Raw genomic sequence first — 15,505 nt, 5'->3', positions numbered from 1 at the left:
CTTGGGATCGCCATAATGGGAGCGAAACCGGAGTATCTGCCTTGGACATGCAATTGAATGGAAAGACCGCGCTGGTGTTCGGCGCGGGTGGCGGACTGGGTGGGGCGATTGCCCGCTCGCTGGCTGCGGAAGGCGCTCGCGTCGCCGTTGCCGATATCGACGAAGCCGCTGCCGCGAAGACGGCGGAAGCTATCGTTTCCGCAGGGGGCAAGGCGCTCGCCATCGGCTGGGATATCGCCGATCTCGCCCTCATCGAGACGAGGCTGGCTTTGATCGCCGGGACCTTCGGACCGGTCGATATCCTCGTCAACAATACGGGCGGACCGCCACCGACGCCGGCTTCCGGCCAGGCGGCGGAGACCTGGTCCAATTATTTCGACATGATGGTGCGTTCGGTGATTGCCGTAACGGATGCCGTCCTGCCGGGCATGAAGGCGCGGGGCTGGGGCCGCGTCGTCACGTCAACATCATCAGGCGTCGTAGCGCCGATCCCCAATCTCGGCATCTCCAACAGCCTGCGCTTGGCGCTGGTCGGCTGGTCAAAGACGCTTGCTCGCGAAGTCGGCCGCGACGGAATCACCGCCAACATCGTGCTGCCGGGCCGCATCGCAACCGGGCGGATTACCTTCCTCGATGAACAGAAGGCAAAGCGAGAGAACCGGCCCGTAGAGGAGGTTACGGCGGAAAGTACGGCCTCTATCCCGGTTGGGCGCTACGGCCGGCCTGAGGAATATGGCGACACAGTTGCTTTTCTCGCCAGCCCACGCGCATCCTATATTACCGGCTCCGTCATTCGCATCGACGGCGGCCTCATCCAGAGCATATGAGGTGCAATGATGTCTCTCGATCCAGCCGCCATCGAAATCCTGAAGGGCGTCTCCACCGCGACATTGACGACCGTGCTCCTGAAAAAGGGGCTCAGGAATGTCTGGATGCGCGGCACCAAGCCGTTGAAGCCTGGTCAGGAACGACTGGTCGGTCCTGCCTTCACGCTGCGTTTCGTGCCGGCGCGTGAGGATCTGGCAACGCCCGAAAGCTGGGCTTCGCCGATATCCACGCGCGCGGCAATCGAGGACATGCCGGAGGGCTGTATTGCCGTTGTCGATGCCATGGGCGTGCAGGATGCCGGTATATTCGGCGATATCCTCTGTGCCCGGATGATGAGGCGTAAGGTGGCCGCCTTGGTCAGTGATGGTGTCGTGCGCGATCTCGAAGGCGTGCTTGGTAGCGGCTTGCCTGTCTGGTGCGACGGCATGGCGGCGCCGCCTTCCGTCGCAGGGCTGACCTTCGTCGGCTGGCAGCAGCCGATCGCCTGCGGCGGTGTCGCGGTTTTCCCCGGCGATATCGTCGTTGCCGACAAGGACGGCGCTGTGCTCATCCCGGCCGCCCTACTCGATGCCGTGCTTGCCGAAGCGCCGGAGCAGGAGCGCATGGAAGGCTGGATCATGACCGAAATCGACCGGGGCGTGCCGCTTCCCGGTCTCTATCCCATGAACGCGGAAACGAAGGCGCGCTATCAGGCGTGGAAGGATGCACAATGAGCTTCGGAATTGACGCGAAGGGCGTCTATGCAATCGCAACCACGCCATTCCTGCCCGATGGTACCTTGGACACGCCATCGATCGACCGGCTGACCGATTTCTATCAGGATAGCGGCGTCACCGGCATGACGATCCTCGGCATCATGGGCGAAGCGCCGAAGCTGGAGCCTGCGGAATCGCGGGCGATCATCCGCCAGGTCGTCGGCCGCTCAAGGGTGCCCGTCGTCGTCGGCGTCTCGGCGCCGGGCTTTGCGGCAATGCGCTCGCTCGCCCGCGATGCGATGGACATGGGGGCTGCCGGCGTCATGATCGCGCCGACGCCAGCGCTGCGCACCGACGAGCAGATCATCCAGTATTTCGCGCAGGCAGTCGAGGCAGTCGGCACGGATGTTCCCTTCGTGCTGCAGGATTATCCGCTGACGCTGACGGTCGTCATGTCAGCCAGCGTGATTGCCAAGATCATCTCCGATCATCCTTCCTGCGTCATGCTCAAGCATGAGGACTGGCCGGGGCTGGAGAAGATTTCGAAGCTGCGCGCCATGCAGAAAGCCGGCGATTTGCGTTCCTTCTCGATCCTTTGCGGCAATGGCGGCATGTTCCTCGATTTCGAACCGGAGCGCGGTGCAGATGGCGCCATGACCGGTTACGGCTTCCCCGACATGCTAGTCGAGCTGGTCGGCCTTTTCGCTGCCGGCAAACGCGACGAAGCGCACGATCTCTTCGACGCGCATCTGCCGCTGATCCGTTATGAGCAGCAGCTCGGCGTCGGTCTCGCCGTACGCAAGCATGTTCTCATGCGCCGGGGTGTCATCACCTCGGACGCGCAGCGCAAGCCAGGAAGCGCGCTCAGCACCACGGCGCGCGCCGAGGTCGATTATCTGCTGCGCCGTCTCGCGCGGCATGATCCGCGTGCACCCATCTGACGAACACGGCTCCTCGCGGTCGAGCGGGAAGCCATTCGTGTTCAGAATGTGGTTTCCGTTCCAAGCAGTGCGGCAATGATGTTATCTGCCGTCTGAAGCCCTGTCCGCTCGACAGCCGCAGCCGTCTGTGAAGCGATGTGCGGCGTCAGGATGACGTTAGGCGCTTTCAGCAGCGGATTTTCCGGATTGATCGGCTCTTCCGAGAAAGTGTCGAAAGCAGCCCCCGCAAGTTTGCCGGAATGCAGTGCTGCGGCAACGGCTGCCTCATCCACCAATGCGCCGCGGGCAGTATTGATAAGCAGCGCGCCGGCTTTCATCCGGCCGATCGCTGTTGCGTCGATGAGGCCCGATGTCTCCGGCGTTGCGGGGCAATGGAGACTGACGATATCGGCCGTTTGCAGGAACTCCTCGAAGGCAACAGCAGTGACGGGGAACCCTTCCGTTCGCGGTGTGCCGCCCGGCCTTGCGGCGATCACCTTCATGCCCAGCGCATGGGCCATTGTCGCAAGCCGTCCGCCGATAAGGCCGAGGCCAATGATGCCGAGTGTTCTGCTCGCAAGTTCGCGGCCCTGATATCCGCTGCGATCCCAATCGCCGCTCCGTATGCGATCCGTCAGCCGGGGTAAGTCGCGGCCCAGAGCCATGATCATCGAGAGAGCCAGTTCCGCGACCGCACCGGCGCCGGCCTCCCCGGCGGTCGTAACGGCGACACCGGCATCGCGGGCGGCTTGCAGGTCGACGCTGTCGATGCCGGCGCCGTGCTTGGCGATGATCTTCAGAGACGTCGCCGCTTCGATGAGCCGGCGCGTGATCGGCGGGTTGCCGCGCAGCAGGATTGCGTGGATTGGTCCCTTGCTGACGGCTTCGAGCAGAGCCTGCTCGTCCGGCGCCGCATTGGTGAATTCGAGTGAGATGCCAGATTGTTCCAATCTTTCGCAAGCAGGCTTCGCCAGCGCGTTACTCGTTACGAGCACGCGGTATTTTTCTTGGCTCATATGCAGGTTCTCAGAGAGTCAGATGCCGCAGCATATTGTGTTGCGTTGCTTGCCGGAAGCTTGGAAAGCACGGCAAGGGGCTCCGAAGAGTGACGCTAAATATCAATCCAGCCCTATCGAATGCTCCCTCAGCAGGGCCAGAAATTCAGCCTGAAGGGCTGTCGGCAGCCAGTGGCGGCGCAATGTGACGCCGACGGGGCGACGGGAATCCGGCAGCGGATAATCGATCGCCGAGAGGAAGCCTGCCTCCAGTTCATAGCGGATCTGATGGCGAGAGAGCAGGGCGAGATGATCGGATTTCAGGAGCACGCCCCTGATCGCATTGAGCGAGCCGGTTTCGACGCTCTGGCGTGCAGGTTTGCCTGCGGGAAAGGTTGCAGCCATGGCGTTGAAGGTCTCACGCGAAGGCGTGTCCCGCCGGGCGACGATCCAGGGATAGTCTGCGAGGTCGTCCGGGGTGATCTCTCGACGCCGCTTCAGCGGATGGTTGGCGCGTCCGACGATGCTGAGTTCGAAATCGAAGAGCGGTTCCTGATACAGGGTCTTGGAGACAAGGCTCCTGCGCAGTGCGCCGACGAGGACATCGATACGGCCGCGATCGAGATCGTCGATCAGGACTTCATAACTGCCCTCCATGATTTCGAAACGCGCATGCGGATAGCGGCTGGCGAGAACGGCGATCACGTCGGGCACGAGGAACGTGCGCGTCAGCGGGAGGGTACCGATCGAAATACGACCGGCATAGTGGTTGTGAGCCTCCAGGAGTTCGTCACGCAGGCTTTCGAATTCGGAAAGTGCCAGGCCGAGCCAGCGGGCGGCGGAAAGACCCATGGTGGTCAGACGAACATTCCTGCCGGAATTTTCGAAGAGGGAAATGCCCATCATGGCTTCGGCTTCGCGGGCGGCGCGCTGTATGGCTGGTTCTGATAGTGAGAGCATTCGGGCTGCGGCGCTGAAGCTGCCATGCTCGGCAAAACCCGTGATGGCATGAAGGTGCGGCCACGTCAGACGCGTCTCGATAGTGTCGATTGCCGCTTTTGCCATGGGCGCGCAGGCTTGGCGGATGAGATCACTGAGGCGGCCGAACCGCTTCAGGACGACTTTCCCTTCCGCCGTCAACGCCATGGTATCACGTTCGATAAGAGTTGCGTTCAGCAACTCCTCCAGTCGCCGAAGGGCCTGCGAGGCTGCCGGCTGGGTGATGCCGAGGGTGATTGCGGCCGAGGTCAGCGAGCCGGTCTCGGCGCAGGCGACGAATAGCCTGATATGGCGCAGATTTGGGTGGAGTGGCGTCGGCATGGCTCTTCCTGAAAGCCCGCTGCCGGGCCGCATCAGGGTAGCGCAATAGGTGTTTCGACGGAACGGTGCTTGTTCATCCAGTCTGTTGCCACCTGAATGCCGCCGAGCGGGAAGATGTGTAACCGGCTGATGAGGCTTTCAGGCCTTCTTGCCTTGTGATCGGCAAGGGCAGCGACGAGTTCCGTTGGCTCATAGGGGAGCAGCAGCTTGGTTATGTCCATGGCGCGCTTTTGCAGCACCTTCATGGATGGACCGATGCCGCAGGAGATCGCGTATTTTATCAACGTTTGCAGCTGTGCCGGGCCTGCAATGCCGACATGGATAGGCATGGTGACACCGGCCTCCTGAATGCGCTCCGCCCAATCGATCAGGGGTTGCGGCTCGAAGGTAAACTGGGTGGTGAGGGCGAGCTTCGCTTCGGTGCGCGAAGCGAAATCCTGCTTCCAGAGCAGTGCCCGATCGGCAAGCGCTGTCGATCCATCCGGATCGACAGCGCGGCTGCCTTCCGGATGCCCGGCAAAATGCAGATGCGTGAAGCCGTGATGATCGAAAAGGCCAGTCTCGATCAATTGCATCGAGCTGTGAAAATCGCCTATGGGGGTGGTCCTGCCGCCACCGAGCAGCAGCGCCTGGCGGACGTCGGCTTCACTGCGGTAGCGTTCGAGCCAGTCTGCCAATGTGCTGATATCAGGAATGCTGCGAGCCGGGATGTGCGGCATGACTGGAAAACCCTGTGCGTTCAGCCGTCTTGCTGTTGCAACCATGTCCTCGATGGGGGTGCCGTCGAGGTGGGCGATATAGACACGCGTCCCGATCGGCAGAAGCGCGCGGAAATCATCGATCTTAGCGGCCGTGCGCGGCATGACCTCGATTGACCAACCCTCGATTATGTCCGCGAATTCCGGCTCCGGAGCGTGCCCTCTCGACTTGCCGGCGAAATTCAGTAAGGCCATTTCATCGCTCCCTTCGATGCTCCTCCGCATCTTCAAAATGTATACATTATAAAGCCAAATTCAATCATTATGAGTCGATTTCCGTGTTAAATGCTGAAATTCAGTGGGTTTCTTGAGAAGTCAGTATGCATTCCGGCTGCGGAAAGAGGAGCTGAACTGCCTGAAGGCAGCCTGCCCGCGACAGTTTCTGGCCGAGGTGGGCGGTCGCCGGAGGGAGTTTTGGCGGCCGTCCTTTCCGCCCGCTTCTATGGGTATCTGTAACCTCAGCTTATGACCCGTCAGCAGAACGAAATTGCCTGCTGCCGGCGACCTTTCTAGTGTTTTCGACGGCAAGCGAACGTGGAGGCGCTCGCCTGCGAGGAGGATCATCATGAGATTTTTGAGGGCTGGCGAGGCCACTGCCGGGGGATTGCTGCATGACAGAGCCGTGCTTTGACGTCGCCCATCTCGGTCATGTGGAGCTCTATAGCGACCGTTTCGAGCAAAGCCTCGATTTCTTCACGCGGGTCTATGGGCTTACACCCAGCCTGATCGAAGATGGCGTCGCCTATCTGCGTGCCTTCGACGATTACGAATTCCATACGTTGAAGCTGGTGCGTCACTATACGACTGGTGTCGGGCATGTCGGCTATCGCACTTCGTCTCCGGAAGCCCTGGAGCGCCGGGTAAAGGTGATCGAGGAGATGGGCCGCGGTATCGGCTGGGTGGAAGGCGATGCGGGACATGGCCATGCCTATCGCTTCACTGATCCGGACGGCCATATTTTCGAACTCTATTACGACACGCATGTCTACGAGGCGCCTGAAGGTGAGCGCCCGGCGCTGAAGAATATTGCCCAACGATATCATGGACGCGGCGCCAGCCCGCGCCGGCTAGACCATCTGAACCTGCTTGCGAGCGATGTCAGGGCGATCCGTGATTTCATGATCAGGGCGCTCGGCAGCCGGGTAACGGAGCAGATCCTGCTCGACAACGGAAGGCTTGGCGGTTGCTGGTTCACTGTCAACAACAAGACCTATGATATCGCCTATTCCGAGGACCATACCGGGGCGAGGGGGCGGTTTCACCATGTTACTTACGCCGTCGATCAGCGCGAGGACATTCTGCGCGCGGCAGATATCTTCCTCGAAAACGGCGTCCATATCGAAACCGGCCCGCACAAGCATGCAATCCAGGGCACCTTCTTCCTCTACGTCTGGGAACCCTCGGGCAATCGCGTCGAGCTCGCCAATGCCGGGGCGCGGCTGATCCTGAGACCCGATTGGCCGACCGTCACCTGGACGGAGACCGAGCGCAAGAAGGGCCAGGCCTGGGGCCTGAAGACGATCGAGACATTTCATACGCATGGCACGCCCCCCGTGGGGAGGAAGGACTAGTTCATGGCAAAGACGGCCTTGGTCATCAGCGCTCATTCGGCAGATTTCGTCTGGCGCTGCGGCGGTGCGATCGCCCTGCATCAGGAAAAGGGCTATGAAGTCACCGTTGTCTGCCTGTCCTATGGCGAACGCGGCGAGAGCGCCAAGCTCTGGAAGAATGCCCGGATGACGCTGGAAAAGGTGAAGGCAGAGCGTCGCGTCGAGGCCGAGAATGCCGCCAAGGCACTTGGAGCGCACGACATCCAGTTCTTCGATCTCGGCGATTATCCGCTTGTCGTCGATCAGGAGGCAAAATTCCGGCTGGTCGATGTGATCCGCGCCGTGCAGCCGGAATTCATGCTCAGCCATTCCAAATGGGATCCCTATAATACCGACCATATGTATGCGACGCAGGTGGCACTCGAGGCGCGGATGATTGCGCAGGCATGGGGTCATAATCCCGGCGAGAAGATCCTGGGTGCGCCGCAGCTCTATCTTTTCGAGCCGCACCAGACCGAACAGATGGAATGGAAGCCCGACGTCTTCCTCGATATCTCGCCCGTCTGGGAGAAGAAGTGGGCGGCGATCCAGTGCATGGAAGGGCAGGAACACCTCTGGCATTATTACAAGAACATCGCCGAAAATCGCGGCAACCACTTCACGCGCAATTCCGGCGGACAGTCCGGGGGCCGCAAGTCGACACATGCGGAGGGTTTCCAGTCCGTCTTCCCGCGCACCGTGGATGAACTCTGATGGGTGTCGTCGTTCAAAACATCGCACGGGCGGAGCAGTCCGTCATCGATCGCCTCGCTGCCTGCGGAGTGGCGACAGTGCATGAGGCGCAAGGCCGCAAGGGCCTGCTTGCGAGCTACATGCGGCCGATCTATCCGGGCGCGAGGATCGCGGCGAGCGCGGTGACCATCTCCGCGCCTCCCGGCGACAACTGGATGCTGCATGTGGCAATCGAGCAGATCAAGGCGGGCGACATTCTGCTGCTTGCGCCAACCAGTCCCTGCGAGGACGGTTATTTCGGTGATCTGCTGGCGAGGTCTGCCATGGCGCGGGGCTGCCGCGGGCTCGTCATCGATGCCGGCGTGCGCGACGTCGCCGATCTCAAGGCGATGAATTTTCCGGTCTGGTCCAAGGCGATTTTTGCGCAGGGCACGGTCAAGGAGACGCTCGGTTCGGTCAATATTCCCGTCGTTTGCGCCGGTGTATTGGTCAATCCAGGCGATGTCATCGTTGCCGATGATGATGGGGTCTGCGTCGTGGGCCGGGAAGAGGCGGCCGAGGTCGCCGGCAAGGCCGAACAGCGTGTTACGGCGGAGGAAGACAAGCGCCGGCGGCTTGCTGCAGGGGAACTCGGGCTCGACATCTACAAGATGCGCGAAAGGCTCACGGAGAAGGGGCTGAAATATGTCTGACGCCATTCCGCAGCAGGGCGTACGCTGCATGTGGATGCGCGGCGGCACGTCCAAGGGCGGCTATTTCCTGGCGGAAGATCTGCCCGAAGATCGCGATGGCTTTCTGCTTCGCGCCCTGGGGTCGCCCGATCCGCGACAGATCGATGGCATGGGAGGTGCGGACCCGCTGACCTCCAAGGTGGCCGTGGTAAAGCGGTCGCAGCGGCCTGGTGCCGATGTCGACTATCTCTTCCTGCAGGTCTTCGTCGATGAGCCAATCGTCACCGATGCGCAGAACTGCGGCAATATCCTTGCCGGTGTCGGGCCCTTTGCCATCGAGCGCGGCCTGATCGAGGCCGAGGACGGGCAGACGGACGTGCGCATCTTCATGGAAAATACCGGGCAGATCGCCACCGCGAAGATATCAACGCCGGATCGTCGCGTCACCTACGTAGGGGATGCCCGTATCGACGGCGTGCCGGGCACGGCAGCTGCGGTGCCGATCACTTTCGCGGATACCGCGGGTTCGAGCTGCGGTGCGCTTCTGCCGACGGGGCATGCGGTCGATGTCATTGAGGGCGTCGCATGCACGCTGATCGATAACGGCATGCCCTGTGTCGTCATGCTGGCCAGTGATCTCGGCATTGAGGGCATGGAAACGTCTGATGAGCTTGAAGCCAACAAGGAGCTGCGGGCAAAGCTGGAGGCAATCCGACTGAGGGCCGGGCCGATGATGAATCTCGGTGATGTCTCGAAGAAATCGGTGCCGAAGATGACGATGGTTTCGCGGCCAAGAGCCGGTGGCGCGATTTCGACGCGCACCTTCATTCCGCATCGTTGCCATGATGCGATCGGCGTACTCGGTGCCGTCAGCGTAGCGACGGCCTGTTTGCTGCCGGAAGGGCCAGCGGTAGAACTCGCCATCGTGCCCGATGGTGACGAAAAGCTGCTCTCGGTTGAACATCCGACCGGTGAGATGAGCGTGATCGCAACCGTCCGGGACGGTGTGGTGACCGATGCGGCCGTGCTGCGCACTGCCCGCAAGCTTTTTGATGGATATGTCTTTGCATAAGCGCAGCGGTGCTTCGAGCGCGACGTGGCCCTGCAGGTGGAGACTGACATGAAGATCGGGTTTCTTGGGTACGGCGAAGCGGCGAGGGCATTTCACGAAGGGCTCAGTCGGCCGGGCCTGAGCTTCATCGCCTATGATATCCTGCTTGCCTCGAATGGAGAGGCCGTGCGGGATGCGATGCGGACGCGCGGCGCCGAGATTTCGGAGACTATTGCCGGGCTTTCGGAGGTTGACTGGGTGTTCAGCGCCGTCACCGCCGATCAAAGCCTGCTGGCTATCGAACCGCTCCTGCCGCGTCTGCGCCAGGGGCAGGTGGTGATCGATATCAATTCGGTCTCTCCCGGCAGAAAGCGGGAGACGGCTGCCGCCGTGGAAGCGGCTGGCGGCAATTATCTCGATATGGCCGTCATGGCGCCGGTTCATCCGCGCAAGCATCGGACGCCGGTGCTGCTTGCCGGTGCGCCGGCCGAAAGGTTATTGCCGGAACTTCTCCGCCTCGGTTTTTCTGCCGAGATTGCGGGTATGGCGCCCGGTGCCGCGACGGCGATCAAGATGGTGCGTTCCCTTTTCGTGAAAGGGCTGGAGGCGATCACCGTCGAGGCCTTGCTCGCGGCAAAGGCGTCCGGCTGCTATGAGGAAATCCTCTCCTCGCTTTCGGGTTCTTTCCCCGGCCTCAACTGGCCGCAATTTGCCGAATACCAGATGGAACGCACGACGCGGCACGGCCGGCGACGGGCGGCCGAGATGCGGGAGAGTGCCGCAACGCTGGATGCGCTCGGGCTTTGCGGCGGCTTGGCAGCGGAGATCGCCGAAGTGCAGGAGCGCATGGGCGCCTGCGGCGTTGGGCAGGCAGACGGATTGGAAGAAACTGTCGGACGCGTGCTGGAGATACGGCTGAAACCGCAGAAGAGTTGAGCAAGCAAGGATCCGTCGCGGCCTGGATGAGGGGGCCGTGGCTTGCAAGCGACCGTCCCTCTCGTTCCCGTCGTTCCCTCTCTTGCTTCGCCGGCCCCCTCATCGCCCCTCTCCGGGGCACTCTTCCCGCTGGTGGCGGAACTAAACTCTATGTCCTTGGTGTCATCGGATCGCTGACGCGTCCAGCCTGGAATGTCGCAGGCAGTGGCGTCAGCTCGATCTTTGCCACGATGCCTGCCTTGTTGAAAGGGTCTCCTTCCGCAAACGCTTTCGCCGCAGTGATACCGGTCGTTTCCAATATACCGAAATTGCCGATCGAGGCTCCGCTCTCGTCCTGCAGCGCAGAGCCGATCAGCACCGTCGCAAGGCCCTCGCCGCCCGACTGCACCCAGGCGCGATGGGCCGGGCGGTGCAGATCGCGAGCAGCCTCCTGCCCGGCATGATGCAGGCAGCGCATGAGGAAGAAGGCGGGCATCAGGCGGCGTTTTCCAGAACGACCATGCCGGCGCCGGTCATGGAGGCCGGGGCATGGTAGTGCTTGTGGATGAGGTTCACCCGCTCGTTCATCGCGGCGCGCATGACAAGCCACATGATGAGTTCGGCGCCTTCAGAGCCGAACTGCTCGACATAATCTTCGCGGCTCATGGCGCGGTAGGGTTCGGGATTGGCGGCGATACCATCCAGCCAGGCGCGATCGGCTGTCTGATTGATGAAGCCGGCGCGGGCGCCCTGCAGTTGATGCGACAGGCCGCCGGTGCCGAGGATGACGACGCGCTCGTCGCCTGGCCAGCTTTCAATCGCCTCGCGCAAGACCTTGCCCATTTCCCAGCAGCGCTGCGGTGTGGGGATGGGATACTGGATCGTATTCACCCAGATCGGCAGAACCTTGACCGGCCAGCGTTCAGGCCGGCCGAAGAACAGCTCCATCGGCACCTGCAGGCCGTGATCGACCTCGATCTCGCGGCAGACCAGCGGATCGAAGTGACGCTCGACCAGTCTGTCGACGAAGTGCCAGGAGAAATCGGCGGCGCCTTCGAAGGCTGGAATGGGCCTCGGTCCCCAGCCTTCATCGACCGGCTGATAAGTTTCCGCCACGCCGACGGCGAAGGTCGGCACGCGGTCGAGGAAGAAGCTGTTGCCATGATCGTTGAAGACGACGACGGCGATGTCGGGCCGCGCCTCACGCATCCACTGCTTGCCGGCTTCGTAGCCATCGAAGAAAGACTTCCAGTCCGGCGTGTCGCGCAGGCCCTTGTCGAGGGCTGCGCCGATCGAAGGGACGTGGCTCGTTCCGAGGCCGCCGATGATCTTAGCCATTTTTCTTCTTCCCCAGTCTTTCGTAGAGAAAATTCTCATGCGACATGCCGGCCTGCGCGGCACCGATCTCAGTGATCGGCGTCGGGTCGACAGCAGCAATTTTCAGGATGAAGAACAGGTTGCCGCCGAGGCGCACCATCTCGTGCCAGTCACGGCTCTTGACTGCAGCCTTCTCCTCATCGCTCAGGCCGAACCGAGCGAGATAGGTGTCTTCATCCGCCTTGAAGGCTTCGCGGTTCACCGGCTGGCCGAGCGCCATCGCCATCTTATTGAGCCGGTAGCCGCGGATCGAGCCGACCCGGTCGAAGAGCGGCGTATCGGGAATGGTCGCTGTCTTCTCAGGCATCAATTCCTCCAAATCTGCGCATCAGCCAATCGATGATCGCGGCAGTCACTTCGGCCGGACGCTCCACAGGGGCGAAATGGCCGGCATCTTCGATGACGACGAGCTCCGCATCCGGCGCCGCATCGGCGATTTCCTGGTGCTGGACGATCGGACTCCAGCCATCGTGGCGCGCGGCGACAAGCAGGATGGGACAGCCGAGCCCGGCCATATAGGCGCTGGCATTCGGCCGGTTGATCAGCGCACGGATCTGCCGCTCATGCACATCGGGGCCGGCACGTAGCACCATGGCGCGCAGATTGCCGACCAGTTCCGCGTCCGTAAGCCGGGCGGGGTCGAGCATGGGTGGCAGCCACTGGTCAGCCAGTTCTTCCATGCTGTGATGACCGAGATCGATGATCTGCTGACGCTTGACTTCCTCGCCATCGCGTTTCGGGTGGTGGCCGGTATTGGCGAGCACCAGTCCGCGGATGCGATCCGGCGCAATGCGCGCCATTTCCATGGCGACGCGCCCGCCCATGGAATGGCCGGCAACAATAAGATCACCTTCGGTGGCGGCGAGAACGCTCTCCGCCATGCCTGATATCGAAGAACTGTGGGACACATCGGCCGTATGCACAGGCATACGGTGCGCGACAACGTCGGCAAGCGGTGCCCAGACGATGCTGTCGGACACGAGCCCTGGAATGAGCGCGAGCGTTGTCATCGATGTTCCTCCCGCAAACCAGACACCACAAATGTATACATTATGTCAAGAGATTGGCGGGTGTAGTTCGATAATCGTCGTTTCTATGGGAAGGCAGCGCTGTTATGCATACAGATCCATGCTAAGGTAGTGGCTTCGGGCTGGGGTTTTGTATGCGTTCGCGCTGTTATATACATTTAGCCGGGATTGGAGGCGCCGATGAAGCAGAGTGAAGCCGCAACGCATGGCCGTCGCGCCGTTATCGAGTTGCGGGAAAAGATTTTGAGCGGCGAATTGCAGGGAGGCACGCGGCTGTTCGAGGTGCCATTGGCGGAGGCGCTGGATATTTCACGTACGCCGGTGCGCGAGGCGATGTCGCGGCTGACGGAGGAGGGGCTTCTGGATCGCCTGCCGAATGGTGGCTTCGTGGTTCGCCGTTTCGGCTTTGCCGACGTGGTCGATTCCATCGAGGTGCGCGGCGTCATGGAGGGCATGGCGGCAAGGCTCGCTGCAGAGCGCGGTGCCGCGCCCGAAGCGCTTGATGAGATCAAGCATACGGTGATCAAGCTCGACGCCTGTTTCGGCGAGCAACTCGATGATGTCGATTTCGACGCCTATTCCGACCTGAATGAGAAATTTCATCACCAGCTTGCGGCGCTCGCCGGCAGCGAGATCATCCGCCGCGAGGTGGAACGGGCGAGCTCGTTGCCCTTTGCCTCACCCTCCGCCTTCTTGCCCGACAAGGCTGACATTGCCACCTTCCGCCGTTCGCTCCGATCCGCACAGGACCAGCACAGGGCGCTCGTCAGCGCGATCGAAGCACGCGAAGGCAGTCGCGCGGAAGCGATCGCCAGGGAGCATGCACGCACGGCGCGACGTAATCTTGAATACATTCTGGCGGAAGATCCAACCCTGATCGAGCAGATCAGAGGGCTTGCGCTGATTCACCGGTAATTCGGCTAAATCCGGCTTCGAGAGGGCGGCCTGAGGCCGCCCTCTTGCATTTCTGCCGCATCGAATACCGTGCTGCCGGAAGAAAATAGGCTTGCAATCTGATCGTATTGGGCATTTCATGTATACATTATCGCATGCCAATGGGAGGACATCAGGTGGCGAGATCGAACCTATCCGAAGTTTTGAAGTCGGCCGGCAATATTGTGGAGCTGCTGCGCAATTCCAAGGTCGGCATGTATGTATACCCGGTCGTAGCGGCCGAGTTTTCCAACTGGCGTTCGGAGCAGGCTGCATGGCGCAACTCCGCCGTCCTCTTCGATCAGTCGCACCATATGGACGAATTGACCGTCGAGGGTCCGGATGCGGAGACGTTCCTCGCCTATCACGGCGTCAACTCCTTCTCGAATTTCGATACGAACCGTGCCAAGCATTTCGTGCCGGTCACGCCGGCCGGTCATGTGATTGGCGACCAGATCATCTTCCGCGAACGCGAGGACAAGTTCATCCTCGTCGGCCGCTCGCCGACTTCCAACTGGCTGATGTTCTGTGCAGCATACGGCAAGTGGAATGTGCGCCTGAAATATGATCCGCGCTCGCCTTCGCGACCGGAAGGCGAACGTGTGCTACGTACGCATTACCGCTACCAGATCCAGGGACCGGATGCTCCCAAGATATTCGAGAGGATGAATGGTGGGCCGATCCCTGACATCAAGTTCTTCCATGTCGACAAAATCAAGGTCGGCTCGAAGACGGTGAATGCGCTGCGCCACGGCATGTCCGGTGCGCCGGGCCTGGAAATCTGGGGTCCTTACGAAGACAAGGCCTATATCCAGTCGGTGATCCTGGAATCGGCAAAGGCGGCTGGCGTCGATCTCGTGCGTTGCGGCAGCCGTGCCTACTCTACCAACACGCTGGAATCCGGTTGGATCCCGTCGCCGCTGCCGGGCATCTACACGGGTGATGGCATGCTGGCGGCCTATCGCGACTGGCTCGGCGCCGACAGCTACGAAGCAACGGGCGCGATCGGCGGCAGTTTCGTTTCCAGCAATATCGAGGACTATTACGTCACTCCGTTCGAACTCGGCTACGACTTCTACATCGGCTGGAAGAAGGACGATTTCATCGGCAAGTCCGCGCTCGAGAAGTTGAAGGGCCAGACGAGTCGCAAGAAGGTGACCTTCGAGTGGAATGCCGAAGATGTCGTCAACGTCATCGCTTCGGCCTTCCGTCCGGGCGAGGATCATTTCAAATGGATCGACTTCCCGCAGCCGAACTATGCCTCGACCAGTGCCGACAAGATCCTGCGCGACGGCAAGATGGTCGGTATGTCGATGTTCAACGGCTACAGCTACAATGAACGCTGCATGCTTTCGCTCGGCATCGTCGATGCCGATGTCGAGGTCGGCGACGTGCTGACCCTCGTCTGGGGCGAACCCGATGGTGGGTCAGGGAAGACCTCGGTCGAACCGCACAAGCAGGCGGAAATCCGTGTACGCGTGTCGCCCACGCCCTATTCCCGTGAAGCTCGCGAGAATTACGCCGACAGCTGGCGTAGCAAGAAGAGCTGAGGTTCGACACCACCATCCACGGTGTTCACGACGGCGCTCGGGAGGGCGCCGTTTTTTATGGATCCCTCCGGTCGCCCTGGCTCTAGCCGTCCACGCGCGGGGGCGCTAAAACAGCCACACTTCCCAATGGGCGATCACTCCGATGTCACAATGACAAAGCAGATATGCCCTCTGAAAAATCG

General features: G+C 61.3%; 17 protein-coding genes. 10 read left to right on the top strand and 7 right to left on the bottom strand.

Translation table 11 applies throughout. The features are described 5' to 3' along the window. Nucleotides 1-47 precede the first annotated feature (47 nt). Genes KQ933_RS15425 through KQ933_RS15415 form a run of 3 tightly spaced genes read left to right on the top strand, consistent with a single transcriptional unit; the run spans nucleotide 48 to nucleotide 2,464 of the window. On the top strand, nucleotides 48-827 hold the full coding sequence (locus KQ933_RS15425) for an SDR family oxidoreductase (RefSeq protein WP_216758921.1): 780 nt from the start codon (nucleotides 48-50) through the stop codon (nucleotides 825-827). A 9-nt stretch (nucleotides 828-836) separates the two neighbouring features. Next, on the top strand, nucleotides 837-1,541 hold the full coding sequence (locus tag KQ933_RS15420) for a ribonuclease activity regulator RraA (protein ID WP_216758920.1): 705 nt from the start codon (nucleotides 837-839) through the stop codon (nucleotides 1,539-1,541). Further along, nucleotides 1,538-2,464 carry a dihydrodipicolinate synthase family protein gene (locus KQ933_RS15415; protein ID WP_216755700.1) on the top strand — a complete coding sequence of 309 codons (927 nt, stop codon included), beginning with the start codon at nucleotides 1,538-1,540 and terminating at the stop codon, nucleotides 2,462-2,464. The genes KQ933_RS15420 and KQ933_RS15415 overlap by 4 nt, the downstream gene beginning before the upstream one ends. A 41-nt stretch (nucleotides 2,465-2,505) precedes the next feature. Here the strand turns inward: KQ933_RS15415 and KQ933_RS15410 are convergent, their stop codons facing one another. From KQ933_RS15410 to KQ933_RS15400, 3 genes are all read right to left on the bottom strand, one after another. Continuing rightward, complete coding sequence (locus KQ933_RS15410; protein ID WP_216755699.1) at nucleotides 2,506-3,459, bottom strand: NAD(P)-dependent oxidoreductase; 954 nt, start codon at nucleotides 3,457-3,459, stop codon at nucleotides 2,506-2,508. Between the two features lie 102 nt (nucleotides 3,460-3,561). Beyond that, nucleotides 3,562-4,758 (bottom strand): LysR family transcriptional regulator, encoded by a 1,197-nt coding sequence (locus KQ933_RS15405; RefSeq protein ID WP_216755698.1) that lies wholly within the window; start codon nucleotides 4,756-4,758, stop codon nucleotides 3,562-3,564. Between the two features lie 32 nt (nucleotides 4,759-4,790). Then, nucleotides 4,791-5,711, bottom strand: coding sequence for a methylenetetrahydrofolate reductase (locus KQ933_RS15400; protein ID WP_216755697.1), 921 nt, complete (start codon nucleotides 5,709-5,711; stop codon nucleotides 4,791-4,793). Nucleotides 5,712-6,127: 416 nt separating this feature from the next. On the opposite strand from KQ933_RS15400, the gene KQ933_RS15395 reads away from it, so the two are divergent. The 5 genes from KQ933_RS15395 to KQ933_RS15375 are packed head-to-tail and all read left to right on the top strand — an operon-like array spanning nucleotide 6,128 to nucleotide 10,456. Next, nucleotides 6,128-7,087, top strand: coding sequence for a VOC family protein (locus tag KQ933_RS15395; RefSeq protein ID WP_216755696.1), 960 nt, complete (start codon nucleotides 6,128-6,130; stop codon nucleotides 7,085-7,087). A 3-nt stretch (nucleotides 7,088-7,090) separates the two neighbouring features. Then, entirely contained in the window at nucleotides 7,091-7,819 is a 729-nt protein-coding gene (locus tag KQ933_RS15390; RefSeq protein ID WP_216755695.1) for a PIG-L deacetylase family protein, read from the top strand. After that, a complete protein-coding gene (gene ligK / locus KQ933_RS15385) occupies nucleotides 7,819-8,490 on the top strand; it encodes a 4-carboxy-4-hydroxy-2-oxoadipate aldolase/oxaloacetate decarboxylase (RefSeq protein WP_216755694.1) in 672 nt (223 codons plus the stop codon). The genes KQ933_RS15390 and ligK overlap by 1 nt, the downstream gene beginning before the upstream one ends. A 4-nt stretch (nucleotides 8,491-8,494) precedes the next feature. Next, the gene (locus KQ933_RS15380) at nucleotides 8,495-9,541 is read left to right on the top strand and encodes a 4-oxalomesaconate tautomerase (protein WP_216758919.1); all 1,047 of its coding nucleotides are present in this window, start codon (nucleotides 8,495-8,497) and stop codon (nucleotides 9,539-9,541) included. 48 nt (nucleotides 9,542-9,589) lie between these two features. Continuing rightward, entirely contained in the window at nucleotides 9,590-10,456 is an 867-nt protein-coding gene (locus KQ933_RS15375; RefSeq protein WP_216755693.1) for an NAD(P)-dependent oxidoreductase, read from the top strand. Nucleotides 10,457-10,604: 148 nt separating this feature from the next. Here KQ933_RS15375 and KQ933_RS15370 read toward each other — a convergent pair whose 3' ends face one another. From KQ933_RS15370 to KQ933_RS15355, 4 genes are read right to left on the bottom strand one after another with little or no spacing between them, the layout of a single operon-like run. Then, nucleotides 10,605-10,931 (bottom strand): YciI family protein, encoded by a 327-nt coding sequence (locus KQ933_RS15370; protein ID WP_216755692.1) that lies wholly within the window; start codon nucleotides 10,929-10,931, stop codon nucleotides 10,605-10,607. After that, on the bottom strand, nucleotides 10,931-11,773 hold the full coding sequence (locus KQ933_RS15365; protein WP_216755691.1) for a class III extradiol dioxygenase family protein: 843 nt from the start codon (nucleotides 11,771-11,773) through the stop codon (nucleotides 10,931-10,933). The genes KQ933_RS15370 and KQ933_RS15365 overlap by 1 nt, the downstream gene beginning before the upstream one ends. Next, a complete protein-coding gene (locus tag KQ933_RS15360; RefSeq protein ID WP_216755690.1) occupies nucleotides 11,766-12,119 on the bottom strand; it encodes an extradiol ring-cleavage dioxygenase in 354 nt (117 codons plus the stop codon). The genes KQ933_RS15365 and KQ933_RS15360 overlap by 8 nt, the downstream gene beginning before the upstream one ends. Further along, on the bottom strand, nucleotides 12,112-12,822 hold the full coding sequence (locus tag KQ933_RS15355) for an alpha/beta fold hydrolase (RefSeq protein WP_216755689.1): 711 nt from the start codon (nucleotides 12,820-12,822) through the stop codon (nucleotides 12,112-12,114). Before KQ933_RS15355 ends, KQ933_RS15360 begins: the two co-directional genes overlap by 8 nt. Nucleotides 12,823-13,020: 198 nt before the next feature. Here KQ933_RS15355 and KQ933_RS15350 point away from each other — a divergent pair, with 198 nt between their 5' ends. Both KQ933_RS15350 and KQ933_RS15345 read left to right on the top strand, forming a co-directional pair. Further along, a complete protein-coding gene (locus KQ933_RS15350) occupies nucleotides 13,021-13,755 on the top strand; it encodes a GntR family transcriptional regulator (RefSeq protein WP_183732551.1) in 735 nt (244 codons plus the stop codon). Nucleotides 13,756-13,910: 155 nt separating this feature from the next. Then, nucleotides 13,911-15,323, top strand: coding sequence for an aminomethyltransferase family protein (locus KQ933_RS15345; protein WP_216755688.1), 1,413 nt, complete (start codon nucleotides 13,911-13,913; stop codon nucleotides 15,321-15,323). The last annotated feature ends 182 nt before the right edge of the window (nucleotides 15,324-15,505 follow it).

This window comes from Rhizobium sp. WYJ-E13 (assembly GCF_018987265.1).
Classification (GTDB): Bacteria; Pseudomonadota; Alphaproteobacteria; order Rhizobiales; family Rhizobiaceae; genus Rhizobium.
This window is presented reverse-complemented; position numbering and strand designations above follow the sequence as displayed.